Below are 26233 nucleotides of genomic sequence, written 5' to 3'. Positions count from 1 at the left end.
GAAGGACGGAAGCGGAGGCATGTCATGCTCGTCCTATGACCGACCGCGAGGTGCCGTCCGTCCCCCCGTCACGAGGGGGCGGTTTCGATGAGGAGGCTGGAGCCTCCGCGTTGTCGTCCAGCCGCTACGTGTCGAGGCGGGGCAAGGCGGCCCGAGGTGCCCAGGCCGCGCCCGTCGTACCGGTGCCGGACGTCCAGCAGGTGCTGGACGCCCTGCCGGGATCGGCGATCTACCTCACACCCGTGCTCGGGGCGGACGGGGAGGTGACGGACTTCCGGATCATGGCGGCGTCCCCCGACGCCGTCGACGCCGTCGCCCGCAGGGGCAGGGAACTGGTGGGGCTGAGCGTCCGCGAGACGTACCCCGCCGTGGTCGGCACGGAGCTGTGGGAGGGATATCTCCGGGTCCTGCGGAGCGGCACGCGCTTCGAGGGCGAGCCGTTCGACTACGAGGAGGTCGTGGCCGGGCTGCCGCGACGCTCGCGCTTCGTGGTCCGGGCCTCGGCCTGCCAGGCGGGGCTGATCGTCTCCTGGGCGCGCCTGGACGCCGAGGAGCGTGACCAGCGCAGGCTCGTGGCCATGCAGCGCCTGGCGCGGATGGGATGGGCGGACTGGGACCTGGCGGGGAACGCGATCTCCTGGTCCGAGGAGGCCTATGCCATCTTCGGCCGGGAGCCGTCCCTCGGCCCGATGACGCTGGAGGAGCTGCCCGCCCACGTCGTCCCCGAGGACGTCCCGGCGCTGGGCGACAGCGTGCGGCGCCTGCTGGGCGACGGCCGGCCGCTCGACCACACGTTCCGCGTCGCCGCCCCCGCGGGGCAGGTCCGGCACGTACGGATCGTGGCGGAGGCCGACATGGACCTCCAGGGCACTCCGGTCGAGGTCCACGGATTCTTCCAGGACCTCACCACCCTCAAGCGGGCGGAGGAGCGGCTGCTCGAGCACGAGCGGACCGCGCTGGCGCACCGCAGTCTGCTCGAAGCGGAGCGCGACCTCGCCGCCCGCCTCCAGCACGCCCTGCTGCCGCTGGCCCAGCAGTCACTGAACCTGGCCGGGCTCACGGTCGACGTGGCCTATCAGCCCCTGCAGGAGGGGCTCAACGTCGGTGGGGACTGGTACAGCGCCATCGAACTGCCAGACGGCAGCGCGCTGCTCGTCGTCGGCGATGTCGCCGGTCACGGACTCGACGCGGTGGCCACCATGGCCCAGCTGCGCTTCACCGCCAAGGGCATGGCGATCACCGGCACGCCGCTCCCGACGATCCTGGCCCGGCTGAACACGCTGCTGCTGCACAGTGCCGAGCGGAACTTCAGCACCGCCACCATGATCATGGCCCGGTACGAGCCCGCCACGTCGCGCTTCACCTGGGTCCAGGCGGGACATCTGCCGCCGCTGCTCATCCGTGACGGAGAGGCCCGCTGCCTCACGGGTCCCCACGGCGTTCTGCTGGGCGCCGTCCCCACTCCGCGGTACGAGCCGTCCTCGGTCGAGCTGCTGCCCGGCGACCAGCTGCTGATGTACACGGACGGGCTGGTCGAGGAGCCGGGCGAGGACATCGGCGACGGTCTGGCACGACTGGCACGCACGGCGGCGGAGTGCTCCGGCAGCGGCCGGGTCCTGGAGGACCTTCTGGACGCCCTCGTCACACCGGACCTGCGGCGCGACGACATCTGCGTCCTGCACGCCACGCTCTGACCGCCCCCGGCCCTCCGCTCGCTGACCGGCCGCCCTCCCCCTCCCTCCCCCGGCACCCGCGTTCACTCGCACGTGTGGTCCGTCCCGGATCGTCGCCACTCCGGGCGGCCGCCGCGCGTTGGTGTGACGCGACGCTCGTGCAGTGACGGTTCTGCACGCGGGACCCGCGGTCATGCCACCGTACGGCGGCCGGTGGCGTCGTCGTGGAAGGCGATGGGCCGGATTGCGGGTGGAAGCGGACGTGTGGGCGGGAGCCGAGGGGGACGACGCCCCGAGCGCGGGGCGTCACGGCAGGCTGGTGGGGCGCGACGAGGAGCTGGCGGCGCTGGAGGAGGCGCTGGCCGCGAGCCGGCTGGTGACCGTGGTGGGTGCGGTCGGTGTGGGCAAGAGCCGGCTGGCGCTGGCGGCCGCCGGTCGCCCGGCTCGGGCGCCGTGGTCGGGGACGGTGAGGGTCCGCTGGCACGACGGCGTCCCGGCGGGTCCCCATGCCCTGGCGGCGCGCATCCTGCGGGCCCTGGACACCGTCGCCGATCCCCTCGCCCCACCCGACGGGTCCGGCCGGCTCGACCAGCCCTCGGCGGACCGGCCGTCGGCGGACGCGTTTCGCCTTCCGCCGTTGTCGACGGGCCGGCCCCTGCTGTTCCTGGACGACGTCGATCCGGTGCACGCCGAATGCATCAGGCTGGTGCAGTCCTTGCTGATGCGCCTGCCGGAGCTCCGGGTCCTGGTCACCGCGCGCCGTCCCCTGGGGCTCGGCGAGGAGCATGTGCTGCGACTGGCGCCGCTGCCGACCGGTGGCCCCCCGGGCCCCACGGGCGGGCCCACGGACCCTTCGGCGCTTCCCGCGTCCCCGGGTCCCTCCCCCGCCGCCGAACTGTTCCTCGCCCGGGCCGCCGCCGCCCACCGGCCGCGCGGGGCCGCGGAGCTCGGCGCGGTCGAGCGGATGTGCCGCCTGGTGGAGGGCGTGCCGCTGGCGATCGAGCTCGCCGCCGCGCAGCTCGGCGACACCGGCCTGAACGAGCTGGTCGATCGCCTGGAGGCCGGGGTGTGCTGGCTGGCCGGTGCCGGCTCCCCGGTCGGCCGGCACCGGTCGGTCCGCTCGTCGATCGGCGCCGTGCACGCCCTGTGCGAGCCGGACGTACGCAAGGTCTGGCGCTGTCTGAGCGCTTTCGCGGGGGCCTTCACGGAGGCCGCGGCCGGGTTCGTCTGCGAGGGGCTGGGCATCGCCCCGGACCGGGTGCCTCCGGCGCTGGCCGCGCTGTCCGCGACCGGCGTGCTCCAGCCGCGGGGCGAGCTCGGCACCGTACGGGAAGTGCGTTTTCGGATGGCCCGAGCCGCCCGGGACTTCGGTCACGAACGGCTTGCCACGTCCGGGGAGGCGGCCGCGGCCCACGACCGTCACGCCCGTCACTGCCGGAGCGTGACCGGGGTCGCGGAGGCGCTGTGGAACAGCGGCCTGCAGTGTCAGGCCGCCCGGCTGGTGGTCGACGAACACGCGGACGTCGTCCGCCTGGTGCGCCGGGCCGCCCATGAACCGGCGCTCGCGCGTGCCGCGGTGGACAGCGTGCTGCACCTGTGGTTCTGGTGGGCGGCGCACGGTCACGCGGAGGAAGGCGCCGCGCACCTCCTGGGACTGCTGCCGCTCCTGCCGACGGACGGTGTCGCGAAGGCCCGGGCGCAGTGGCTCGCCGCGTGGCTCGGCGCCCCCGCGGATCCCGTCACCTCCCACCGGCTCCTGGACGCGGCCTGGCCGGCCGCCGTCCTCGCCGGCGACGACGCGCTCGTCGGCCGCATCCTCCACGTCCAGGGCACCCTCGCCTGGCGGCGGCACGACCTGCGCGCCGCCGCCGAGCACTACCGCCATGCCGCCGCGACCGTTCCCGAGGACGCCACAGGCGGGCCGCCGGCCGTCCTCAGCCTGGCGGCCCTGGCCGTCGTCCAGACGCACACCGACCCCGGGGCCGCCCTCCGGACGGCACGGCGCGCGCTGGCCCGGCCGACCGTCCGCGACGACACCTGGGCGCGGGCTCTCGCCCACTACGCACACGCCCTCGCCGACCACCGGGCCGGCCACACCGGCCGGGCCCGTCACCGTGCCCGCCGCGCGCTCGCCCACCTCGACCCCGTCCTGGACGCCCCTCAGGCCCACCGAGCCCTCCGCCGCCTCCTCGACCACATCGACCGCGCCGGACGGCCTCTCCCCCGCCTGTCCCTGCCCGCCCAGCGCGCCACCGCCGCCGAGGACCCCACCGGAGCAGGGCGACCCGCCCGGTGAGGCCCTGGGTTCGGCGGCCGTCAGCCCTTGGCCGCCAGGTCCCTGAGGGCGATGTTGAGTGCGAGGACGTTGACCCGGGGTTCACCGACGAAGCCGAGGACGCGGCCGTCGGTGTGGTCGGCGACCAGCTGCGCGACGACGGCGACGGGCAGGTGGTTGCGCTCGGCCACCCGGTGGACCTGCAGTCTCGCGTACGCCGGGGAGATGTGCGGGTCAAGGCCCGAGCCGGAGGAGGTCACGGCGTCGGCGGGGACGTCCGACGGCCGCACCGTGTACGTGGCGGTGGAGTTGTCCTTCACGACGGCGGCCTTGGCTTCCGTCACCCACCGGATCAGCTCCGCGTTGTCACCCGAGCGGTTGGTCGCACCGGACACGATCAGCTCGTACCGCGTGTTGACGCTGTTCGTGCCGAGGCCGTTGGAGGGGCGCGGCTGGAACCACCTCAGGTCGGGGGCCGGGCTCTCTTCGCCGTCCCCGAGCGGCAGGTCGTAGCGCTGGCCGATGAGTTCGGATCCCACGACCCTGCCGCTCGTGTCCTTGATCTCGGAGCCGTTCGCCCGGTGGGGGAAGGCGACCTGGGCGACGCCGGTGACGGCGAGCGGGTAGAGCACCCCGCACAGGAGGGTGAGGACGAGGAGGGCGCGGAGTCCGGCCGCCGCCGACCGCCCGGCGTTTCCCACGGAGTTGTTCATGGTCGATCAGCACGCTTTCCGGGTTAACCCAGTCCGGGGATGAGGGACAGGAGCAGGTCGATGACCTTGATGCCGACGAACGGGGCGACGAGGCCGCCGATTCCGTAGAGGCCGAGGTTGCGTCGGAGCATCGCGTCGGCGCCGGCCAGCCGGTAGCGCACGCCCTTCAGGGCGAGCGGCACGAGGGCCACGATGATCAGCGCGTTGAAGACGACGGCCGAGAGGATCGCGGACTCGGGCGAGGCCAGGCGCATGATGTTGAGCCTGTCCAGGGACGGATAGGCGACGGCGAACATGGCGGGGATGATCGCGAAGTACTTCGCGACGTCGTTGGCGATCGAGAAGGTCGTCAACGCTCCTCGGGTGATGAGGAGTTGCTTGCCGATCTCGACGATCTCGATGAGCTTGGTCGGGTCGGAGTCGAGGTCGACCATGTTGCCGGCCTCCTTGGCGGCCGACGTGCCCGTGTTCATCGCCACGCCCACGTCGGCCTGGGCGAGGGCCGGGGCGTCGTTCGTCCCGTCGCCGGTCATCGCGACCAGCTTTCCGCCGGCCTGCTCGCGTTTGATCAGGGCCATCTTGTCCTCGGGGGTGGCCTCGGCGAGGAAGTCGTCGACGCCCGCCTCCTCGGCGATGGCCTTGGCGGTCAGCGGGTTGTCACCCGTGATCATGACGGTCCTGATGCCCATGCGGCGCAGTTCGTCGAACCGCTCGCGCATGCCCTCCTTGACGACGTCCTTGAGGTGGACGACACCGAGGACGCGGGCGCCCTGATCGTCGCTGACCGCGACGAGCAGCGGCGTGCCGCCGGCCTGGGACATGCGGTCGGTCAGTTCCCGGGCGTCGGGGGCGACCGTGCCGCCCCGCTCCTCGACCCAGGTGATCACGGAGCCGGCCGCCCCCTTGCGAACCGCCCGGCCGTCCACGTCGACGCCCGACATGCGGGTCCGGGCGGTGAACTCGATCCACGTGGCGTGGTCGAGCTCGCCCTGGTGCCGCTCGCGCAGCCCGTACCGCGCCTTGGCGAGGACGACGATCGAGCGGCCCTCGGGGGTCTCGTCGGCGAGCGAGGACAGCTGGGCGGCATCGGCCACCTCCGCCTCCGTCGCCCCTCGTACGGGTACGAACGCGACGGCCTGCCGATTGCCGAGGGTGATGGTGCCGGTCTTGTCGAGCAGCAGGGTCGACACGTCGCCGGCGGCCTCGACGGCGCGCCCCGACAGGGCGAGGACGTTGCGCTGCACGAGCCGGTCCATGCCGGCGATGCCGATCGCGGAGAGCAGGGCCCCGATGGTGGTCGGGATCAGGCAGACCAGGAGCGCGGTGAGGACGATCATCGAGGTCTGACCGTCGGCCCCGGCGTAGATCGCGAAGGGCTTCAGGGTGACGACGGCGAGCAGGAAGACGATCGTCAGCGAGGCCAGCAGGATGTTGAGGGCGATCTCGTTGGGGGTCTTCTGCCGGGCGGCGCCCTCGACCAGGCTGATCATGCGGTCGATGAAGGTCTCACCGGGCTTCGTCGTGATCCTGACGACGATCCGGTCGGACAGCACCTTCGTACCGCCCGTGACGGCCGAGCGGTCGCCGCCGGACTCGCGGATGACCGGGGCCGACTCGCCGGTGACGGCGGACTCGTCCACGGAGGCCACGCCCTGGACGACGTCCCCGTCGCCGGGGATCACGTCACCGGCCTCACAGACCACGAGGTCGCCGACGCGCAGTTCGGTACCCGGGACCTGCTCCTCACCCGCCCGGGTGCGGCGGCGGGCGACGGTGTCGGTCCTGGCCTTGCGCAAGGTGTCGGCCTGCGCCTTGCCCCGGCCCTCGGCCACCGCCTCGGCCAGGTTGGCGAAGACGGTGGTCAGCCACAGCCAGGCGGTGATGGCCCAGCCGAACCAGTTCCCGGGGTCCCTGACCGCGAGGACGGTGGTGAGCACCGAGCCGACCAGGACCACGAACATGACCGGGGACCTGACCATCACGCGCGGGTCGAGCTTGCGGAGGGCGTCGGGGAGGGACGTCACCAGCTGCCGGGGGTCGAACAGGCCACCGCCGACCCGGCCGGCGGGCGGGCGGCTGCCGGGCACAGCGGCGGACCCGTCGGCGGGCAGGTGGTCACCGGGCAGGTCGCCGTGGGGCGCCTCGGTCGAGGGGGCGGCGGAGGTGGACATCGTGTCCTCGTTCTTCGTCACGTGGGTGGTCATGCCGCGAGTCCTTCGGCGAGCGGGCCCAGGGCGAGCGCCGGGAAGTAGGTGAGACCGGTGATGATGGTGATCGTGCCGACGAGCAGCCCGGCGAACAGCGGCTTCTCGGTGCGCAGGGTGCCCGGGGTCGCGGGGACGGGGGTCTGTCCGGCGAGGGAGCCGGCCAGCGCCAGGACGAACACCATGGGCAGGAAGCGGCCGAGCAGCATCGCGAGGCCGATCGTCGTGTTGAACCACTGGGTGTCGGCGTTCAGGCCGGCGAAGGCGGAGCCGTTGTTGTTGGCGCCGGAGGTGTAGGCGTAGAGGATCTCGGAGAAGCCGTGGGCGCCGGTGTTCGTCATCGAGTGCGCCGGGGTGTCCAGGACGAACGAGACCGCCGTGAAGCACAGCACGAGCGCCGGGGTGACCAGGAGGTAGCAGGCGGCGAACTTGATCTCGCGCGTGCCGATCTTCTTGCCCAGGTACTCGGGTGTGCGGCCGACCATCAGACCGGCGATGAACACGGCGATGACCGCCATGATCAGCATGCCGTAGAGGCCGGAGCCGACGCCGCCGGGCGCGATCTCGCCGAGCTGCATCCCCAGCAGGGTGATGCCGCCTCCGAAGCCGGTGTACGAGGAGTGGAAGGAGTTCACCGCTCCCGTGGAGGTCAGCGTGGTCGCGACGGCGAAGAGCGACGAACCGCCGATGCCGAAGCGCGTCTCCTTGCCCTCCATCGCGCCGCCGGCGAGGTCGAACGCCGGGCCGCCGTGGTGGAACTCGGTCGCCGTCATCAGGGCGGTGAAGACGAGCCAGATCGTGGCCATCGTCGCCAGGATCGCGTAGCCCTGCCGGAGCGAGCCGACCATGCGGCCGAAGGTGCGGGTCAGCGCGAAGGGGATGAGGAGGATCAGATAGATCTCGAAGAGGTTGGAGAGCCCGCCGGGGTTCTCGAAGGGGTGGGCGGAGTTGGCGTTGAAGTAGCCGCCGCCGTTGGTGCCCAGCTCCTTGATGACCTCCTGGGAGGCGACCGCGCCGCCGTTCCACTGCTGGGTGCCGCCCGTGAACTGTCCGACCTCGTGGATGCCGGAGAAGTTCTGGATCGCGCCGCACGCGACGAGGACGAGTGCGCCGATCACCGAGATCGGCAGCAGGATCCGTACGACGCCCCGGACCAGGTCGGCCCAGAAGTTGCCGAGTTCGCCGGTACGGGAGCGGGCGAAGCCGCGTACGAGGGCGACCGCCACCGCGATGCCGACGGCCGCCGAGACGAAGTTCTGCACCGCGAGGCCACCGGTCTGCACGACGTGGCCCATGGCCTGCTCGCCGTAGTACGACTGCCAGTTGGTGTTGGCGACGAACGACGCGGCCGTGTTGAACGCCTGGTCGGGGTCGATGGAGACGAAGCCGAGCGAGCCGGGCAGCGAGCCCTGGAGCCGCTGGAGGCCGTACAGGAAGAGGACGCCGACGAGGGAGAAGGCCAGCACACCGCGCAGATACGCAGGCCAGCGCATCTCGGCGTCCGGGTTCGCGCCGATGCCCTTGTAGATCCATTTCTCGACGCGCAGGTGGCGCTCCGAGGAGTAGACCTTGGCCATGTGGTCGCCGAGCGGCCGGTACGACAGACCGAGCGCGACGACCAGGGCGAGCAGCTGGAGGATGCCGGCCAGGAGGGGACTCATAGCTGTGCTCAGAACCTCTCCGGCTTGACCAACGCGAGGACGAGGTATCCCAGCAGGGCGGCGGCGACGATCAGGCCGACGACGTTTTCCACCGTCACAGCTTCGCCACCCCCTTGGCGATGAAGGCCACCAGCGCGAAGACCGCGACCGTGGTGACGACGAAGGCCAGATCGGCCATCGTGAGCTCCTGGAGTCAATGGACGGGACGACGGGCCGTACGGAGCTGTCCGTACGGCGCCGAAGACGAGGAAACCGTCTTTCGGCCACGTCCCCGCCGCCCTTGACGCCCCCCTGACGCCGCCCCCTGCCGTCTTGACGCATCCCGTACGGCGGCGCCCTCGGCACCCGGGGCCCGGTGCTGCGGACCGACTGATCCGGCCTGATCGACCGGATACCCCTCAGCGACCGTCCCGAAGCTGTCGGTCCAGATGGTCGATCAACCTGGTCTCGCTCCGCTCGATGCGTTCCCGCTGGTCAGGAGGCAGCGACGCCAGAGCGTCGACGAGGACGCGATGTCGGGGAACGTGCACCATCGAGCCGGAGTAGACCCGGCAGCCGGAACACCAGGCAAGCCCGACGCACCGTTCGTACAGAGGCGACTCGGGTGGGTGGAAGCGGTACCGGTACGAGCGCACGGGCGTCCCGCAGCGCGCGCAGATCCGCCGATCGCCGTCGGGGATCGTCTCCCAGGTCCCGTCCTTGAGCCACCGGTGGCGCTGGGCAGGTGCTCTTCACATCGTCATGCCGGGCATTCTGCCTCATGGCTCCTGGTGGGAGGCGCGGGAGGCGTTTGCGGTGCACACTTGGCACCACATGGTGTCGAGTCCTGTTGGGGGCCGAAAGGGTGAACGGCGGGAGCGGCAGACGGCGTCTGCACAGCCGGGGCTCGGCCGGGCGGGACCCGGAGCCGGTGCGCCGCCCGGCCGGTGGGAACGTGCGGTTCCGCCGGAGCAGGGGCGTGCTGCCACCGGACCGGTTCACCACGCGCAGCCGGCTCGCCTGGCTCAATTCCGCGACCTCCAGGATCGGCACGACCCTGGACCTGGAGCGCACCGCGCAGGAGCTCGCCGAGTTCACCGTGCCCCGCTTCGCCGACGGCGCGGCCGTGGACATCCTGGAGAGCGTCCTGCGGGGCGACGAGGGCGCCCGGTGGACGGAGCCGGGCATTCCGGCCATGCGGGCCACGGCGCTGTGCGCCATCGAGGAGCTCTCCTCCCTGGAGCCGACCCCGGTCGGCGAGACGTTCGTGCACGCCGAGCAGCCGCACGAGACCCTGCTGCACCGGTACTGCCTCCGGCAGGGCAAGCCGGTTCTGCTGAGCCGCATGCGGGACGACGACTTCATCCGTGTCGCGCCCACCGCGAGCGCGGCGTCGAAGATGCGTGCCGCCGGGGTGCACAGCTATCTCGCCGTCCCCCTGATCGCCCGTGGGCTGCTCCTCGGCAGCGCCGACTTCGTCCGCGGCCCGGGAACACCGCCGTTCTCCTCCACCGACCTGGCCCTGGCGGAACAGCTCGCCTCCAAGGCGGCCGTGTTCATCGACAACGCGCGACTGTACGGACGCGAGCGCGAGCACGTCGTCTCGTTGCAGCGCAGCCTGCTGCCGCGCGTGACCCCGGCGACGCCGGGCCTGCTGGTGCACTCCGAGTACGCGCCGTCGGTGGCCCGTCACGGCGTGGGCGGGGACTGGTACGACGTGATGGGCCTGCCCGGCGGGCGGACGGCGCTCATGGTCGGCGACGTGATGGGGCACGGGCTGCCCGCGGCCGCCACCATGGGGCGCCTGCGGACCGTCGGCCGCACCCTGATGACGCTGGACATGGCCCCCGAGCGGATCCTCGCACGGCTCGACCTGGCCACCCGCGACCTGGAGGACGAGCAGGTCGCCACCTGCCTGTGCGCGGTCTACGACCCCGCCGACTCCACCTACACCCTGGCGAGTGCCGGGCACCTGCCGCCCCTGCTGATCGACGGGCAGGGCTCCGCCGAGTTCGTCCCCGTGCCGACCGGCGCGCCGCTGGGGGCGGGAGTGATCCCGTACGACCCGCTGCGGCTGCGGGTCCCCGACGGCGCCCACCTGGTCATGTACACGGACGGCCTGGTCAAGACCCGGGAGGAGGACGTGGACACCCAGCTGGAGCGGCTCCGGTCGGCGGCGCTGGGCCTGCCGCCCGGGGCGCTGGAGCGGGGCGGCCTGGTGGAGTGCGCTCCGGCCGCCGCCGCCCGCTTCGACGAGGCCGTGCTCCTCATCACCACCGGAGCCGCGCTCCCGGCCGGAGACCTACGGGTGTGGGAGCTGCCGAAGGACGGACGGGCCGCCTCCGTCGCCCGGGGCCTGGTCACCGAGCAGCTCGCCGCCTGGGGTCTCGCCGAGCTCGCCGACGTGTCCGAGCTCGTCGTGTCCGAGCTCGTCGGCAACGCGCTGCGCTACGGGAACGGCCCCGGCCTGCTGCGGCTGCTGCGCGGGGAGCGCCTGGTCGTGGAGGTCTCGGACACAGGACCCGATCTGCCCCAGATCCAGCACGTGGACCTCAGCGACGAGGGCGGGCGGGGGCTTCAGCTCATCAACATGCTGTGTCGCCGCTGGGGCTCCTGTCGCACCGCCACCGGCAAGGTGGTCTGGGCGGAGCAGAACATGCCGTCCTGAGGCCTGTGGGGGACGCTGAAGGAGAGGGTTCCTGCCCTTGGGGACCCGTGCCCTGAGACCGTGCCGCAGGCACCGGGAGGCCCGTATGGGACGCGATGTCCCGGCGCTGGTGTTCACCCGTGACGACCGTCGCCGGTTCCGGAACAAGATGCACACGTGCCTCGACGTGTTCGCCCGGTTGCTGCGGGAATCGCGCTTCGACTTCGAGCTGCCGCAGGTCGGGCTCGAGATCGAACTGAACCTCGTGGACGCGGACGCCGAGCCCGCCCTGCGCAGCGCGGAGGTGCTCGAGGCGATCGCGGATCCCTCCTGGTCCAGTGAGCTGGGCAGGTTCAATCTGGAGATCAACATCGCTCCGCGGCAGCTCACCGCGGGTGGCCGTGACTCCTGGGAGCAGGAGATACGGGACGCGCTCAACCACGCCGAGCACAAGGCCGCGGCGATCGGGGCGCACCTCGTCATGATCGGGATCCTGCCGACGCTGGAGCTGAAGGACGTGGGCCTCGCGGCGTTGTCCGAGAATCCCCGCTACCACCTGCTGAACGAGCAGATCTTCGCCGCGCGGGGCGAGGACCTGCTGATCGAGGTGGACGGGGTGGAGAGGCTGCGCACGTACGCCGACACGATCACGCCGGAGGCGGCGTGCACGAGCACCCAGTTCCACCTCCAGGTCTCGCCGGACGAGTTCGCGGACTACTGGAACGCCGCGCAGGCCATCGCCGGGGTGCAGGTGGCCCTGGCCGCGAACTCGCCGTTCCTGTTCACCAAGGAGCTGTGGCGTGAGACGCGGATTCCGCTGTTCGAGCAGGCCACCGACACCCGGCCGGACGAGATCAAGGTGCAGGGCGTCCGCCCCCGGGTGTGGTTCGGCGAGCGGTGGATCACCAGCGTCTTCGATCTCTTCGAGGAGAACGCGCGGTACTTCCCGGCGCTGCTGCCGCTGTGCGACGACGAGGACCCCCAGGAGACGCTCGACCGCGGACGGGTTCCCCAGCTCGCCGAGCTCACCCTGCACAACGGCACGGTCTACCGCTGGAACCGACCCGTCTACGCCGTCGTCGACGGCGTCCCGCACCTGCGGGTGGAGAACCGCGTCCTGCCCGCCGGCCCCACCGTGGCCGACGTGCTGTCGAACGGCGCCTTCTACTACGGGCTGGTCCGCGCCCTGGCCGAGGAGGACCGCCCCGTCTGGTCGCGGATGTCGTTCTCGGCGGCCGAGGACAATCTGCATGCCGCGGCCCGGCACGGAATCGACGCGCACCTGTACTGGCCCGGGATGGGCGAGGTGCCCGCGACCGAACTCGTCCTGCGCCGGCTGCTGCCGCTCGCCGACCGGGGGCTGGAGCGGTGGGGCATGGACACGGCCTGGCGCGAGCCGCTGCTCGGCATCATCGAGCAGCGGTGCGTCAGCGGCCGGAACGGCGCGGTGTGGCAGTCCGAGACCTTCCACCACCTCCTCGATCACGGCCACGGCAGCCGCCATCAGGCACTGCGGCGGATGACACGGCAGTACCTCGACTACATGCACATGAACGCCCCGGCCCACACCTGGCCGGTCGAATGAGCCACGGTCCCCGTGCGGCGCGGACGGCCGGTCAGCCGCGCAGCAGTACGGCGAGCATGGCGAGCCAGGCGCCGGGGCTGTACGGCACCGGGGGCTCGACCTCCGAGCCGAGCGTCACCAGCGCCTGGGCGAGGCCGTCCTCGTCGAGGCCGAGGGCGAGCAGGTCGTGCAGCTCCCCCGTCAGCTGGGCGACGAGCCCCGGATCGGTGCCCTCCAGGTAGTCGGCGAGCGCGGACTCGTGGTCGCCGAACTCCTCCGGCATGTCCTGGGTGAACCAGCCGCCCAGCAGTTGCGCCAGCTCGGGGAAACGGGCCCGCCACTCCCAGGGGGTGACGGGCGGGCCGGGCGGCGGCGCCTGGCCGTTCGCCAGGCTCTCGTCGAGCCGGTCGGCGAGGCCCGTCAGCCAGCCCCCCACCTCCTCGGGCGGCAGCCCCAGGTCGGGCAGCCGGTAGTACTCGCCGAGCCGCAGCCGGAGCCGCCCTGGCGGGTTCTCCGCGAGCGTGCGCAGCTGCTCGGCGGCGACCGCGAGGGCCCAGGGCCGGGTGCGCCAGGTGTGCCGCAGATAGCCGGCCACCGCTTCGGGGGCGTGCGGGCCGAGGCCCAGGTGGGCGCGGACGACCTGGTCGAGCTCGCCGTACTTGCGGTCGTGCTCGGCGGGGTTCAGGGACACGGGGGCCTCTACAGCTCGACGGGCAGGGAGGAGTGGACGGTGAAGGGGTACGCGCCGGGCTCGGTGGACGCGGTCCGGCGGAGCACCACCCGGGCGGCGCGCACCGGGATCGGGTCCTGGTCGGCCAGCGCCATCCCGGTGGTCATCAGCGTCCCCACCGGATCGGGCCGGGAGGGCCAGGCGGCCTCGATCACGAGCCGCTGCCGGGTGGACTGGGCGAGCCAGCGGTGGATGACCTGCTCGTTCAGGGCGATGACCTGCTGGGTGGCCCACTGGGCGGTCGCACGGTCCGGGAAGGTCGCGGCGCGGTCGGCGCGGGCGGGGACCGGAGGGGTGGGGGGTGCGGGAGGGGTGGGAGGGGTCGTCATGCTCAGGCACCGCCCCAGCCGCGCAGGGTCGCCCGATGGGCGGCGGAGTAGTTGGCGTGTCCGGTGGAGACGATGGCGTGCAGCCACTTCTGCGCGGCCTGGAGGTCCTCCACCTGCCGGTCCCAGCGGTCGAGTTCGTCGACGAAGGCCTCGCGGGCCTCGCCCTGCCAGGCCAGGACGACCGGCACCGTACGGTCGTACAGCGCGGCCAGGCGCTCGTTGAGCTTGGCCAGGATGTCCTCGAGGTCGCCGGCGATCTCGCGCAGCGCGACCAGGTCGACGGAGATCGAGCCGTCGTCGTTCACGTTTCCCCCTGCCTTACGGACGTGCGGTGGTGCGGATGTACGGGTGGACGGATGTCCGTTCCACCGTACGGTCAGATGTCGTTGATCCTGCTGGTCGGTGCCGTCCCGCCGCCGGGCCCCGTGCCGCGCGGCCCCTCGCCGGACAGTTCTCGTACCTCCGCGTCGATGTCGACCTTCTTCATCTCGGCCCGGAACTGCCGCAGGATGTCCAGCTCCTGCCGGGTGAACCCGTCCCGGCTCATCCGCACGGCCTTCGCCAGGACCCCCAGGATCTCGCGTATGCGCACGGCGTCGGCGCCGGCCTCCCGGTGCAGCTTGCGGTAGGCCGTCGCCGCCTCGCTGCGCCACCGTGCCTCGGCCCGGTCGACGATCGCGTCCATCCGGCGCACCTGGCCGTCGATGTGCGACCGCATGGCGTCCAGGTCGTCCGCGAGGCGCTTCAGGTCCTCGTCCGTCACGTCGAGGTTCGGTTCGGTGGACATGGCGGCGGCTCCTTCCGGTGTGACGGGGTGGGCGGTCAGTGCTGCTCGGCGAAGTGGGCGTGGACGGCGTCGAGGAGGAGGCGGACCCGGGCGTGGGTGACGTAGGGCGCGGCGTCGGCGAATGCCGCGTCGAGTTCGGCGGGCGTGCGGAACAGGTAGAGGAGCCGCTGCAACTCGCCGGCGAGGTTCCCGAGTCGCTCGTGGCAGTCGGGGTGCTCGCTGGTCAGGATCTCATCCAGGGCCTCGTCCACGCTGTCGTACTCCCCCGAGATCATCGACGAGATGAAGGCCGAGGTCAGCGAGAAACGGGCACCTGCCTCCCAGATGGAGAGCGGCAGCTCCGTCAGGTCCGGGTACGAGACGAACTGCCGGTCACGGACGAGTGCGGCCAGCGCGCGCAGGAAGTCCGCCGGCGGATCGTCGCCGGCCGCCCGAGCAAGCGCCTCGCGATACGCGGCGGGCCTGGTCCCGAACGCCTCCGTGCCGACCTCGTCGGCCAGGAGGTCGAGCAGCGAGGCCAGCGCGACCAGCGGCATCATCTGCACGGTCGCCGAGGAGTCCTGCAGGAAGCGCGACAACCGCCGGAGTTCGTCCTCCAGTGGTGCGGCCCCTGGGTTGCGGGACGCGAGGGCGACGTCCAGGAGGAGCCCCACCGTGCCGGAAGTGAAGAAATCGTCGTGTTTCGAGGTCACGGGGCGCATGTTACGGCGGGGTCGGGAAGGCGGTGCGGACATAGAAGGTCCCGGACTCCGGCGAGTAGGCGAGGACGAGCTTCACGCTGTGGACCTGCTTCGGCTGGGCGCCGAAGCCTTGGGCGGCGAAGTCGGACTGCGTGACGGAGGACCCCGTCACGACCGGGTTGCCGTTCGCGTCCCTCACGGTGAAGGCTCGGAGATCCGGCGAGGAGGCGGGGCTGAAGGTGCCATTGGCCACTCTCTGCTTCTGCCTGTCCATCCAGTTCTGGACCGTCTGGATGTTGGCGGGGTCGTTCAAGGCGGCCTGGACGTGCTTCTGGGCGGCCGGCAGATCCGGGAAGGCCGACGCGTCCACGCCCTGGTCCCGGACGCGCATCCGCAGTTGGTCCACGGTGAGGCCGACATGCCGGTCGATCGTGTGCGCGTCCTTGCCCGGCTTCAGCGGGTCGTTCGGGGACGCCTGGTAGGGGTTGGTCTCCCATTCCATCGAGGCGAGGTCGATGCCGAACCGGTTGTTCGGGTCCCGCGACTGCTCGTTGAGCGGGACGATCGACCGGTCGAACTCGAAGAGCGACCGCGCGCCGAACGCCTCGGCCCTCGCCGACTGCGCCTGGAAGGTCGGAACCGCCCGCGAAGCCTCCCGCAGGGGCTCCAGCAGCTTCTTCACCACCTCCGTCTGCTCCCGCAGCGCGGTCTCGTAGGTGGCGACGGCCCGGTTGACGGCTTCCGTGTCGATGCTGAGGAGCACGGCGGCGCCCAGGCCCTTCCACAGCTTCTTCAGGCGCTCGGCGATGTTTCCCAGGAAGCCCTTCAAGTCGGTGGCTTCCAGGAGCGCCAGGGCGTCCTTGATCGCCTTGTAGAGGATCTCGCGCAGCTCCGTGCGGACCTTCTCGGCGGCCTCCGCGTACGAGCGGAGGGCCTGGGCCAGCATCTGCGCCGTGGTGCTGAGGACGGCGAAGACCGGAAGGCTGGTGCCCGCCCCGGTCGCCGGCTTGTGGCCCCACTCGTAGCCGGCCGTGTTCTTGCCCCAGGCCTTCGTGCCCCACAGCGACGACACGAACTCCAGCATCGCCCCGTGCCAGTCGCCGTTGGCGTTGTCCGTGATGGTGTCGACGGTGCCGGTGAGCTGCCCCTGGATGGTGCCGAGGCCGGTCTGGTACGGCAGCCACGCCTGGGAGAGTTCGTTGACCCTCAGGTAGTTCGGGAGCGGCAGGATCTCGAGCGCGCGGCCGGCGCCCAGCGCTTCCTCGATGACCGTGCGTATGAGGGAGCCGGGGACGTCGCCGTCGAAGATGTCGAGGAAGTCGTCGACGGGGTTGCCGTCGCGGACGCCGAACGCCGGCGGGGCCGCGTACGCCGGCGGTGCGGTGATGACCTGCGGCGGCGGTTGCGGCGCGAAGGGCGGATTGAGCGGGTGGGTGGCCGCGTCCGCCTGCCGGAAGTTGTTGGCCGTGGTCGTGAAGCCGACCGCCGCGCCGCCGATGGCGACGACCGCCTTGCCGTGCACCTCCATGAGCAGGGCGATGACCGCGGCGTACTGGGTGGCGAACTCGGCCGTGACGGTGCCGGCGCCGCCGACCCGGGAGTAGTGGCCGTGAACGTCGAGGAACTGGGTCAGCGCCTTGTGGAACGACCCCTGCTCGACGGCGAGGGCGGCCGACACCTGGTAGAGGTGGAGCGGCTGGATGTCGAAGCCGCCGGGGGCCGTCCAGGGGTTGGACACCGCGGGCGGGGTGGCCGGAGGCAGCTGGGGCGGCGGGCCCGGGGGCTTCGGCGGCGCGTTGGGGCTCGGCGAGGGCGTCGGCTCGGCGCTGGGCGTACCCGACGGCTGCGGGGACGGCGGCTGCGTCGTTCCCGGAGTCGGCGTGGTGCCGGGCTGCGGAGTCGCACTCGGGCTCGGGCTGGTGCTCGGGCTCGGCGTGGGTGTGCTGGTCGGGCCGGGTGTGGGCGGGGTCACCGGGTCGCCCCGTCCGCCTCACGACGGTGGGCGCGCGTCCCCGTTCCTCGTCCCATGAGATCCCCCCGGCTCTGTCGGACTGTTCGAGACGCTAGCAGGTGAACTCGCCAAGTTCCTGGATCACTCGCACAGTTGGCCGAAATGAATCGAACGCAGGCTGACCTGCGGATGGACCTCCACTCCGGAGTTGCGAACCCGGCACTTCGGGGGTAGGGGCGTCGTCCGGAAATCGTCGGCGGTCTTCACCCCCGCGGGGGCGTTTGCGAGGGCCAGGACGGGACATTCGCCGCTTACGCCCCTCGCGCCCGTGGCCGAACCTGCCACGGCCCGCCCGACACGCTGAAAGGTGATCATGACCGCATCCGCAACCGCGTCCGTCCCCGTGCTCGCATCGGCCGGATCCAACGCCGTGGTCTTCGCGATCGTCATCGGCGTGGTGGTCGTCGCCGTTCTCATCGGCGCGTTCCTGTGGGGCAGCCGTCGCGTCGCGCGCCGGCGCCGCCCCGTCGGGGACCCCACGCAGGCGCACGGCCGGCGGGGCCGCGACGACTCCTGGACGACACCCGACGAGGACCAGGACCTCGGTGACTCCCGCCGCTGAGCCGGCGGGGCCGTCGTCGCCGAGAGGCTCAGTCGCCGGGTGCCAGGCGCTTGACGTCCACCTCGGCCCACACCGTCTTGCCCCATCCGTGCCGCTCGACGCCCCACCGGTCGGTGACCCGCTCGACGATGAACAGGCCGTGGCCGCCGGGCAGCGTCGGATCGTGCGAGCGGCGTGGGGCGGGCAGCAGCGTGTCGCGGTCGCTGACCTCGACGCGCAGGCGGTGCGCGGAGGCGTCCAGGACGAGCTCCAGCGCTCCGCCGCCGTGCGCCACGGAATTGGCGACGAGCTCGGCCACGACCAGCACGATGTCACCGGCCACGTCGGCGTCCACGCCGGCGGTGGCCGCGGACCAGGACCAGTCGGCGAGGGCCTGCTCGGTGAACGCCCGGGCGCGCCCGGCGGGCGAGGGCAGCCCCGCCAGTCGCAGCTGCCGCCAGGCGGCGACGGGGTTCGTCGGACGGTCCGGGCGCGGCGACCGCGGGCGACGCGCCGTCCCCGGCACCGCCTCGCACGCCGGCGTGTCGGTCTGCGCCTCCGCGCCGTCCCGGGCGCCCCCGCTGATCGTCATGTGTCGGGTTCCCTTCGGCGTCGGTGATGCCTGGTACGGGTGCCGGGCCGTGCGGGAGCCCGTCACGCCGCGATTGCGTCCGTGACCGAATCGTAGAGAGAGAACACCGTGTCGGCACCGGTCAGTTCGAGAACCCGCCGCACGGCGGGAGCGACCGCGGCCAGCCGGAGGTCCATCCCCGCGGCGACGGCCGCCGCGCGGGTGCGCAGCAGCAGGTTCAGGCCGGAGGAGTCGCAGAACCCGACCTGCGCGAGGTCGACCACCAGGGCGGACGGACGAGGCGGGGTCCGCTCCTCGACGAGTCCGGTCAGCTCCTCCTCGACGGATGCCAGCGTGTCGAAGTCGAGGTCACCGACGATCGTGCACACGGCCACGCCCGTCTCGGTGTGGTGCGTGCGCAGGGTCACCGCGACCTCGGCGCGCGGCGCCGCGGCGCGTGGCGCCTCCGCCGGCGGCGCCTCCGCCTGAGGTTCGCGCTGCGCCGCGGTCTCCTGCCCGTTGTCGGCTCGCATCGTGATGGTGTGCTCCTTGCGTACGAACGGAAAAGGTTCTACCCGCGCTCCGCGCCCTGAACCGAGACGCCGACGAGGCACGTGTCGTCGTCCGTGTCCGAGCCGCTGTAGCGCAGGAGGTGGTCCAGGCGCGCCTCAAGGGCGTTGGGGCGCTCCCCGGACTCGGCGTCGGCCCGCTCGGTCAGAGCGACCAGGTTCGCCAGGGACGTCTGCAGGCCCTGGTCGCGGCGTTCGATGAGGCCGTCGGTGTACATCACGAGGACGTCGCCGGGCTGGAGGTGGACCTCGTCCTCGTCGTACTCGGCCTGCTCCAGCACGCCGAGGAGGATACCGCCGAGCTGGGGAAGGGGCGTGGCGCGGCCCTCGCGCAGGAGCACGGGGGGCAGGTGCCCGGCACGCGCCCAGCGCAGGCGGCGGGTCGCGGGGTCGTACAGGCCGCAGGCCGCGGTGGCCGTGAGGTTCTCGGTCAGGCGGTGCGTGATGCTGTTGAGCCAGGTCAGCAGCTGCGCGGGGCCCGCTCCGGTGGCGGCCAGGCCGCGCAGGGCGTTGCGCAGCGCGACCATGCCGGTGGCCGCGTCGATGCCGTGGCCGGCGACGTCCCCCACGCAGAGCAGGACCTCACCCGAGGGCAGGGCCAGGGTGTCGTACCAGTCGCCGCCGACCAGGTGCTCCTTCTCGGCCGGGCGGTAGCGGACGGCCACCTGGAGGTCGTGGAGGTCCACGGTGCCGCGGGTCGGCGGCATGATGGCGTGCTGCAGCTGCAGGACGAGGCGGTTGCCCTCGGCGGCCTGCTGCGCGGTCTGGGCGAGCTGGTCCCGTGTCGCGGCGAGCGCGACCTCCGTCCAGTGCTGGGCGGAGATGTCCTGGTAGGCGCCGCGGACGAGCCGCAGGCCCGCGTCGGGGTCGTGCACGGGTTCGGCGACGATACGGATGTGGCGGGCGACACCGTCGGGGCGCTGGAGCCGGAACGCGGTGGACGCCGGCCGCTCGTGGTGCAGCAGGGTGCGCAGGAACCGGCCGATGCTGTGCTGGTCGTCGGGGTGGGCGTGGTCGGCGAGCTGGTCCAGCGGAATCGGCTGAGCGGTGGTCGACAGGCCGTGGAGCTCGTAGACGGTCTCGTTCCAGGCGATCTGACCGGTCTGCAGGTTCTCCTCGAAGCCTCCGATCCGGCCGAGCCGCTGCGCGTGCTGGAGCAGTCGCGCCACCCGGGGCGTTCCGTCGTCCAGGCGCCAGACCAGCGCCAGGCTGTCGCCGTGCCGGCTGATGCTGACCTTGGCCCGGGCGCTGAGCGGAACCCCTTCGACCATGGCCGTCAGTTTCATGTCCGCGGCGCGGAACGGCTCGCCGGTGACGAAGACGTGCTCGACCTTCTCCATGAGGCCGCCGGTCTCCGCCGCGAGCGGGTACGCCTCGAGGAGGCGGGCCCCCAGGATGGCGCCGACGGGGCGGCCGGCGAAGTCGACGAACGCCGGGTTGACGTAACGGATGACGAAGTCGAGCGGTAGCTCGGCGCTGTCCGGCGCGACCTGGAGGACGAGGCAGGGGTCGGAGAGGCCGTCGACGAGCTCCCGGAGGTCCTCCAGCTGCGCGTCGGGGCCGGCCGGTTCGGCGCCGCCGCGGTCGCCCCAGGTTTCCAGGGTCGCCGCGGCGAGTTCCGCGAGCGCCTCGAACTGCCGCTCCAGCGACTGGGACAGCGTCGGCAGCGCGTCCGGCCAGCAGATCTCCAGGACGCCGGTGAGCCGCCCGCCGATCCCGGCCGGGACGGCGATGCGCCCGCCCCCGACGTCGTGCTGCCCGATCGACGGCAGGGCGGCGTCGGCCAGGGTGGCGTAGCCGACCGCGGCCCGCTCGTCGAGCGCTCTGCGGGCGGGCGTGGGAACACCGGGCGGCACGTGCCGCCAGCGGGTGGCCTCCTGGGGACTGAATCCGGCGCTGCCCGCCAGGGACAGGGACTGGTCGGGGTGGGCCGCCCAGACGGCGACGGCGACGGCCCCGAGCGGCCGGAGCGCCTGGTCGAGCATGGAGCGGGCCGCCGCGGCGGTGTCCCCTCCGGCCAGGGCGTGCGCCTCGGCGCAGCGCAGCCGCAGGGCGACGGAGTCCTTCGCGGGCTCCGCCGAGGACTGGACGAAGTCCCGGGCGATCGCCGAGATGCGGTCGGCGGCGGCCTGGTTGACGAGATCGGCGGCGAGTTCCAGGACGGAGACGTCGGCCTGGGCGGCCAGGTCGGACAGCTGCACGGCGGCTTCGGCGGGACCGCAGCGCAGCCGCTCGATCAGCATGCCCACGGCCATCTCCACCAGGGCACGTCCGGCGGCGTCCGCATGGGCACGCTGGAGCTCCTGCCGCAGCCGCTCGACGGTGGTCGCCAGCCGGCCGACGATGGAGACGTCCCCACCGCGCCCGGCCGCGGGCTCGGCGTCATGTCCGGGGCCGGACGTCAGCCGCACGCCCGCCTCGCGCTGGGGCCCGACCGTCATCCCGCCGGAGGCGGGGACGGACGCCACGCGGTCGCGCGTACCGGGCGGTTCGGAATGCTGCTGCACGAGAGGACGCTCCTCGGTTCCGTGGGGTGCTGTCGGCCGACGCGCCTGCTACAGCGCCAGATGGTGCTTGATGCGGCTGATCAGCTCCCCGGAATCGACCGGCTTGGTGATGTAGTCGGTGGCCCCCGAGGCCAGGCTCTTCTCCCGGTCCCCGACCATCGCCTTGGCCGTGACCGCGATGATGGGCAGCCGGGCGTGTTCCGGCATCGCCCGGATCGCGGCGGTGGCCGTGTAGCCGTCCATCTCCGGCATCATCACGTCCATCAGGATCACGTCGATGTCGGGGTGCGCCCCGAGGGTGTCGAGCGCCGCCCGTCCGTTCTCCGCCTGCATGACGCGCATGCCGTGCAGTTCGAGGATGCCGGTGATCGCGAACAGGTTGCGGTCGTCGTCGTCGACCACGAGGGCGGTCCGGCCCACCAGCGACGCGTCCACGTCCGACTGCCACACGGCGCCCGCGGAGTCCGTGCCGCGCACCAGCGGTACGACGTCACCGGGCCGGTCGGCGCTCATGTGCAGGGCGATGCGCTCGCGCAGCTCGTCGAGGCTGGTGATCAGCTCCAGCAGCCGCGCGCCGTCCTGCCGCTTCAACAGGCGCTCGTCCTCGGACGCGACGCCACGGCCGCTGTGGACCAGGACGGGCACCGACTGCAGGGCCGGGTCGCGTTCCATCCCCTCCAGGAGGGTGAGGGCGGCGCCGTCGGCGAGGTCCAGTTCGAGGACGACGCAGTGGCACGGCTGGGTGGCCAGGGTGGCCGCCGCTTCCTGCGCGCCGACCGCGGTGATGACCTCGACACCGCGCCGGCCGGGCGCCTCGGCCTGGCGGGGAAGGTCGCCGAGGGCGCTCTCCGCCACCAGCGACAGCAGGCCGTTGGGCCGTGCCTCGACCACCAGGAGGCGGCGCTGCTGTGCCGGCATGGTGGTGCCGGCCGGGTCCTCGTCGTGCCGGTCGGTCCCGGTGAGGGCGACCTGCTCGCGCGATTCCAGGGGTCGTACGGGCGTGGTCTCGGCGAAGTCCGTACGGGCGGCCGGCAGGTAGAGGGTGAAGCTGCTGCCCTTCCCGAGGGTGCTCTCGGCGGTGATCGCGCCCCCCAGGAGGTAGGCGATCTCGCGGCTGATGGACAGGCCGAGCCCGGTGCCGCCGTACTTGCGGTTGGTGGTGCCGTCGGCCTGCTGGAAGGCGCCGAAGACGGTCTCCAGGTGCTGGGGCGCGATGCCGATCCCGGTGTCGCTCACCCGGAACGCGAGGACCAGGCCGTCGCGTCGGACGATGTCGGGGATCCGGGTCTCGTCGGCGGGCTCGATGTGCAGCTCGACGCCGCCCTGCTCGGTGAACTTGACCGCGTTGGAGAGCAGGTTCCGCAGGATCTGCCGCAGCCGGTAGTCGTCGGTGAGCAGCTCGTCCGGCACATCCGGCGAGGTGCGGACGGTGAAGGAGAGGTTCTTCTGGCCGGTCAGCGGGCGGAAGGTGGCCTCGACGTAGTCGAGGAGGCCGGCCACGGGCACGACGTCGGGGTTGACGTCCATCTTCCCGGCCTCGACCTTGGACAGGTCGAGGATGTCGTTGATCAGCTGGAGCAGGTCGGAGCCCGCCGAGTGGATGATGCCGGCGTACTCGACCTGCTTCGCGGTCAGGTTGCGGGACGGGTTCTGGGCGAGCAGCTGCGCGAGGATGAGCAGACTGTTGAGCGGGGTCCGCAGCTCGTGGCTCATGTTGGCCAGGAACTCCGACTTGTACTTCGAGGCGAGCGACAACTGGTGGGCGCGCTCCTCCAGTTCCTGGCGGGCCTGCTCGATCTCCAGGTTCTTGGTCTCGATGTCGCGGTTCTGGGCGGCCAGCAGGGCCGCCTTCTCCTCCAGCTCGTCGTTGGAGGCCTGCAGCTCCTCCTGACGGGCCTGGAGCTCCTGCGAGCGGGCCTGGAGCTCGGCGGTCAGGCGCTGCGACTCACCGAGCAGCTCGTCGGTGCGGGCGTTGGCGACGATCGTGTTCACGTTCACCCCGATCGCCTCCATCAGCTGGTCCAGGAAGTCCCGGTGGATCTGCGTGAACCGGTGCACCGACGCCAGTTCGATGACGCCCAGGACCTGTTCCTCGACCACGATGGGCAGGACGATCAGCGACAGCGCCTCGGTCCGGCCGAGGCCGCCGGCGACCGGCAGGTAGTCGGCCGGCAGGTCGTCGACGGCGATGGGGCGTCTGCCGCGCGCCGCCTGGCCGACGAAGGACTCGCCCAGCCTGAAGCGGGTCGGCCGGGCGCCGTCCGGGAAGGCGTAGGAGGCGACGAGCTTGAGGACGGTGCCGTCCCCGGTGTCCTCGGCCAGGTAGAAGGCGCCGCACTGGGCGGAGACCAGCGGCGTCAGCTCGTCCATGATGGACTCGGCCACCACGGTCAGGTCGCGCCGGCCCTGCATCAGGGCCGTGATGCGGGCCAGGTTCGTCTTGAGCCAGTCCTGCTCCTCGTTGGCCCGCGTGGTCTCCCGCAGGGACTCCACCATGAAGTTGATGTTGTCCTTGAGGTCGGCGACCTCGCCCGAGGCGTCCACGGTGATCGACCGCGTGAGGTCGCCGGCCGCCACGGCGCTGGTGACCTCGGCGATGGCCCGGACCTGCCGGGTGAGGTTGCCCGCCAGCTCGTTGACGTTCTCCGTCAGGCGCTTCCAGGTGCCGGAGACACCGGCGACCTCCGCCTGTCCGCCGAGCCGGCCCTCGCTGCCGACCTCGCGGGCGACGCGGGTCACCTCCGCGGCGAAGGAGCTCAGCTGGTCCACCATCGTGTTGATGGTGGTCTTCAGCTCCAGGATCTCGCCGCGCGCGTCCACGTCGATCTTGCGGGTCAGGTCGCCGCGGGCCACGGCCGTGGTCACCTGGGCGATGTTGCGCACCTGACTGGTCAGGTTGTGCGCCATGAAGTTGACGTTGTCCGTCAGGTCCTTCCACGTCCCGGCGACGTTCGGCACCCGGGCCTGCCCGCCGAGGATGCCCTCGGTGCCGACCTCGCGGGCCACTCTCGTCACCTCGTCCGCGAACGCCGACAGGGTGTCCACCATGGTGTTGATCACGCCGGCGAGCGCGGCGACCTCGCCCTCCGCCTCGACCGTGATCTTCTGCGAGAGGTCGCCCCGGGCGACCGCGGCGGCGACCTGGGCGATCGATCTGACCTGGCCGGTCAGGTTGAACGCCATCACGTTGACGTTGTCGGTCAGGTCCTTCCAGGTGCCGGAGACCCCTCGTACGGTGGCCTGGCCGCCGAGGTTGCCGGCGGTGCCGACCTCGCGCGCTACACGCGTGACCTCGTCGGCGAAGGCGGACAGCTGGTCGACCATCGTGTTGATGGTCTCCTTCAGCTCCAGGATCTCGCCCCTGGCGTCCACCCGGATCTTCTGGGTCAGGTCGCCCTGTGCCACCGCCGTGGTGACCTCGGCGATCGCCCGGACCTGGGCGGTGAGGTTGTCCGCCATCACGTTGACCGACTCCGTCAGGTCACGCCAGGTACCGGAGACGCCCTTGACGTCGGCCTGGCCGCCGAGGATGCCGTCGGTGCCGACCTCGCGCGCGACGCGCGTGACCTCGCCGGCGAACGAGCCGAGCTGGTCGACCATGGTGTTGATGGTGTTCTTCAGCTCCAGGATCTCGCCCCGGGCGTCCACGGTGATCTTCTGCGACAGATCACCGTCGGCCACGGCGGTCGCGACCTGCGCGATCGCCCGGACCTGGCTGGTCAGGTTCCCGGCCATGAAGTTCACCGAGTCCGTCAGGTCACGCCAGGTGCCCGAGACTCCCTTGACATCGGCCTGGCCGCCGAGGATGCCCTCGGTGCCGACCTCTCGCGCGACACGCGTGACCTCGCCGGCGAACGAACCGAGCTGGTCGACCATCGTATTGACGGTGTTCTTCAGCTCCAGGATCTCGCCCCGGGCGTCCACGGTGATCTTCTGCGACAGATCGCCCTTCGCGACGGCGGTCGCGACCTGCGCGATGTCGCGCACCTGGGTGGTCAGATTGCCGGCCATCGCGTTGACGGAGTCCGTCAGGTCCTCCCACGTACCGGAGACGCCCGGAACCTGCGCCTGGCCGCCGAGCCTTCCCTCGGTACCGACCTCCCGGGCCACCCGCGTGACCTCCGAGGTGAAGCGCGACAGCTGGTCGACCATGCCGTTGAAGACCAGGGCGATCTCGCCCAGCAGCCCGTCCGCGTCGGAGGGCAGCCGCGTGCCGAAGTCACCGTCACGCACCGCCGTCAGCCCCGCGAGCAGCAGGCGCAGCTCGGACTCTCCGACCTGCGCAGCCGAAGACTCCGCGTCCATACCCGTCCGTGCACTTCCGGGCGCTGTAGAGCCAGCCATCGAACGTCGCCTCCGTAGAACGCCGGGCCGGTGTTCCGACCCGCCCGATCCTCCCCCCGACCACCACCTGACGTTCCGCCAGATGCCGGGGCGCGTACCGCCCCGGAGGCTACCCCACCGCTTGCGCGACCGGTCAAACCCGCCCGGGCCGTCCCGGAACAGACTCCCGCCCGGTCGAAGAGTCCCTGCCCGCTAAACCGCGGGGCATTCCCCTCTCGTCTCGGGCCCGCGGCCGTGACGGCCGTCACGGCCGCGGCGCCGCCACGGCCGAGCGGGCCGGAAGCGGGGCGTCGACGCGCCCGGCGCACACCACCCGGTCGGTGCGGGTGACCCGCCGCGATAAGGTGTTCGGCCGGAGACGTTGGCTGTTGCACCCGGCGCGCCGAGAAGACCGTCAGCCGACTGGTGAATGGTGGAGGAGTCCGAGGGTGGATGTCCCGCATGCGGT

General features: G+C 72.2%; 20 protein-coding genes. 6 read left to right on the top strand and 14 right to left on the bottom strand.

Translation table 11 applies throughout. The features are described from left to right. Window positions 1–110: 110 nt before the first annotated feature. Together ACFY7C_RS17580 and ACFY7C_RS17575 are read left to right on the top strand one after the other, a co-directional pair. A complete protein-coding gene (locus ACFY7C_RS17580; RefSeq protein ID WP_389650722.1) occupies window positions 111–1694 on the top strand; it encodes a PP2C family protein-serine/threonine phosphatase in 1584 nt (527 codons plus the stop codon). 229 nt (window positions 1695–1923) lie between these two features. Next, window positions 1924–3969, top strand: coding sequence for an ATP-binding protein (locus ACFY7C_RS17575; RefSeq protein WP_389650719.1), 2046 nt, complete (start codon window positions 1924–1926; stop codon window positions 3967–3969). A gap of 20 nt (window positions 3970–3989) precedes the next feature. On the opposite strand, the gene ACFY7C_RS17570 is transcribed toward ACFY7C_RS17575, so the two are convergent. The 4 genes from ACFY7C_RS17570 to kdpF are packed head-to-tail and all read right to left on the bottom strand — an operon-like array spanning window position 3990 to window position 8624. Then, window positions 3990–4661, bottom strand: a complete 672-nt coding sequence (locus ACFY7C_RS17570; RefSeq protein ID WP_389650716.1) for a potassium-transporting ATPase subunit C — start codon at window positions 4659–4661, stop codon at window positions 3990–3992. 23 nt (window positions 4662–4684) lie between these two features. Then, entirely contained in the window at window positions 4685–6865 is a 2181-nt protein-coding gene (gene kdpB / locus ACFY7C_RS17565) for a potassium-transporting ATPase subunit KdpB (protein WP_389650713.1), read from the bottom strand. Continuing rightward, the gene (gene kdpA / locus ACFY7C_RS17560) at window positions 6862–8526 is read right to left on the bottom strand and encodes a potassium-transporting ATPase subunit KdpA (protein ID WP_389650710.1); all 1665 of its coding nucleotides are present in this window, start codon (window positions 8524–8526) and stop codon (window positions 6862–6864) included. The genes kdpB and kdpA overlap by 4 nt, the downstream gene beginning before the upstream one ends. Before the next feature lie 8 nt (window positions 8527–8534). Continuing rightward, window positions 8535–8624 (bottom strand): K(+)-transporting ATPase subunit F, encoded by a 90-nt coding sequence (kdpF, locus tag ACFY7C_RS17555; RefSeq protein WP_331917799.1) that lies wholly within the window; start codon window positions 8622–8624, stop codon window positions 8535–8537. 746 nt (window positions 8625–9370) lie between these two features. On the opposite strand from kdpF, the gene ACFY7C_RS17550 reads away from it, so the two are divergent. Beyond that, entirely contained in the window at window positions 9371–11173 is a 1803-nt protein-coding gene (locus ACFY7C_RS17550) for a SpoIIE family protein phosphatase (protein WP_389650706.1), read from the top strand. A gap of 85 nt (window positions 11174–11258) precedes the next feature. Next, entirely contained in the window at window positions 11259–12737 is a 1479-nt protein-coding gene (locus tag ACFY7C_RS17545) for a glutamate--cysteine ligase (RefSeq protein WP_389650703.1), read from the top strand. A gap of 31 nt (window positions 12738–12768) precedes the next feature. Here ACFY7C_RS17545 and ACFY7C_RS17540 read toward each other — a convergent pair whose 3' ends face one another. From ACFY7C_RS17540 to ACFY7C_RS17515, 6 genes are all read right to left on the bottom strand, one after another. Beyond that, a complete protein-coding gene (locus ACFY7C_RS17540) occupies window positions 12769–13407 on the bottom strand; it encodes a contact-dependent growth inhibition system immunity protein (RefSeq protein ID WP_389650700.1) in 639 nt (212 codons plus the stop codon). An 8-nt stretch (window positions 13408–13415) separates the two neighbouring features. Beyond that, window positions 13416–13775, bottom strand: a complete 360-nt coding sequence (locus ACFY7C_RS17535; RefSeq protein ID WP_389650697.1) for an RNase A-like domain-containing protein — start codon at window positions 13773–13775, stop codon at window positions 13416–13418. Between the two features lie 2 nt (window positions 13776–13777). Next, window positions 13778–14080 (bottom strand): WXG100 family type VII secretion target, encoded by a 303-nt coding sequence (locus ACFY7C_RS17530; RefSeq protein WP_389650694.1) that lies wholly within the window; start codon window positions 14078–14080, stop codon window positions 13778–13780. A gap of 71 nt (window positions 14081–14151) precedes the next feature. After that, window positions 14152–14562: a WXG100 family type VII secretion target gene (locus ACFY7C_RS17525; RefSeq protein ID WP_389650692.1), complete on the bottom strand. Its 411-nt coding sequence runs from the start codon at window positions 14560–14562 to the stop codon at window positions 14152–14154. A gap of 35 nt (window positions 14563–14597) precedes the next feature. Further along, a complete protein-coding gene (locus ACFY7C_RS17520) occupies window positions 14598–15254 on the bottom strand; it encodes a hypothetical protein (RefSeq protein ID WP_389650689.1) in 657 nt (218 codons plus the stop codon). A gap of 10 nt (window positions 15255–15264) precedes the next feature. Continuing rightward, window positions 15265–16980, bottom strand: coding sequence for an RNase A-like domain-containing protein (locus ACFY7C_RS17515; protein WP_389650687.1), 1716 nt, complete (start codon window positions 16978–16980; stop codon window positions 15265–15267). On the opposite strand from ACFY7C_RS17515, the gene ACFY7C_RS17510 reads away from it, so the two are divergent. Next, entirely contained in the window at window positions 16943–17272 is a 330-nt protein-coding gene (locus ACFY7C_RS17510) for a hypothetical protein (protein WP_389650684.1), read from the top strand. The genes ACFY7C_RS17515 and ACFY7C_RS17510 overlap by 38 nt on opposite strands. A 294-nt stretch (window positions 17273–17566) precedes the next feature. Beyond that, a complete protein-coding gene (locus ACFY7C_RS17505) occupies window positions 17567–17815 on the top strand; it encodes a DUF6479 family protein (protein WP_389650680.1) in 249 nt (82 codons plus the stop codon). A 28-nt stretch (window positions 17816–17843) separates the two neighbouring features. Here ACFY7C_RS17505 and ACFY7C_RS17500 read toward each other — a convergent pair whose 3' ends face one another. The 4 genes from ACFY7C_RS17500 to ACFY7C_RS17485 form a co-directional block, all read right to left on the bottom strand. After that, entirely contained in the window at window positions 17844–18386 is a 543-nt protein-coding gene (locus tag ACFY7C_RS17500; RefSeq protein ID WP_389650678.1) for an ATP-binding protein, read from the bottom strand. A 62-nt stretch (window positions 18387–18448) separates the two neighbouring features. Further along, window positions 18449–18898 carry an STAS domain-containing protein gene (locus ACFY7C_RS17495; RefSeq protein WP_389650675.1) on the bottom strand — a complete coding sequence of 150 codons (450 nt, stop codon included), beginning with the start codon at window positions 18896–18898 and terminating at the stop codon, window positions 18449–18451. Window positions 18899–18936: 38 nt separating this feature from the next. Then, entirely contained in the window at window positions 18937–21375 is a 2439-nt protein-coding gene (locus tag ACFY7C_RS17490) for a SpoIIE family protein phosphatase (RefSeq protein WP_389652718.1), read from the bottom strand. A gap of 114 nt (window positions 21376–21489) precedes the next feature. Next, complete coding sequence (locus ACFY7C_RS17485) at window positions 21490–25746, bottom strand: HAMP domain-containing protein (protein WP_389650672.1); 4257 nt, start codon at window positions 25744–25746, stop codon at window positions 21490–21492. Window positions 25747–26233: the final 487 nt, after the last annotated feature.

It is taken from the genome of Streptomyces sp. NPDC012769, from assembly GCF_042901205.1.
GTDB lineage: Bacteria > Actinomycetota > Actinomycetes > Streptomycetales > Streptomycetaceae > Streptomyces.
This window is presented reverse-complemented; position numbering and strand designations above follow the sequence as displayed.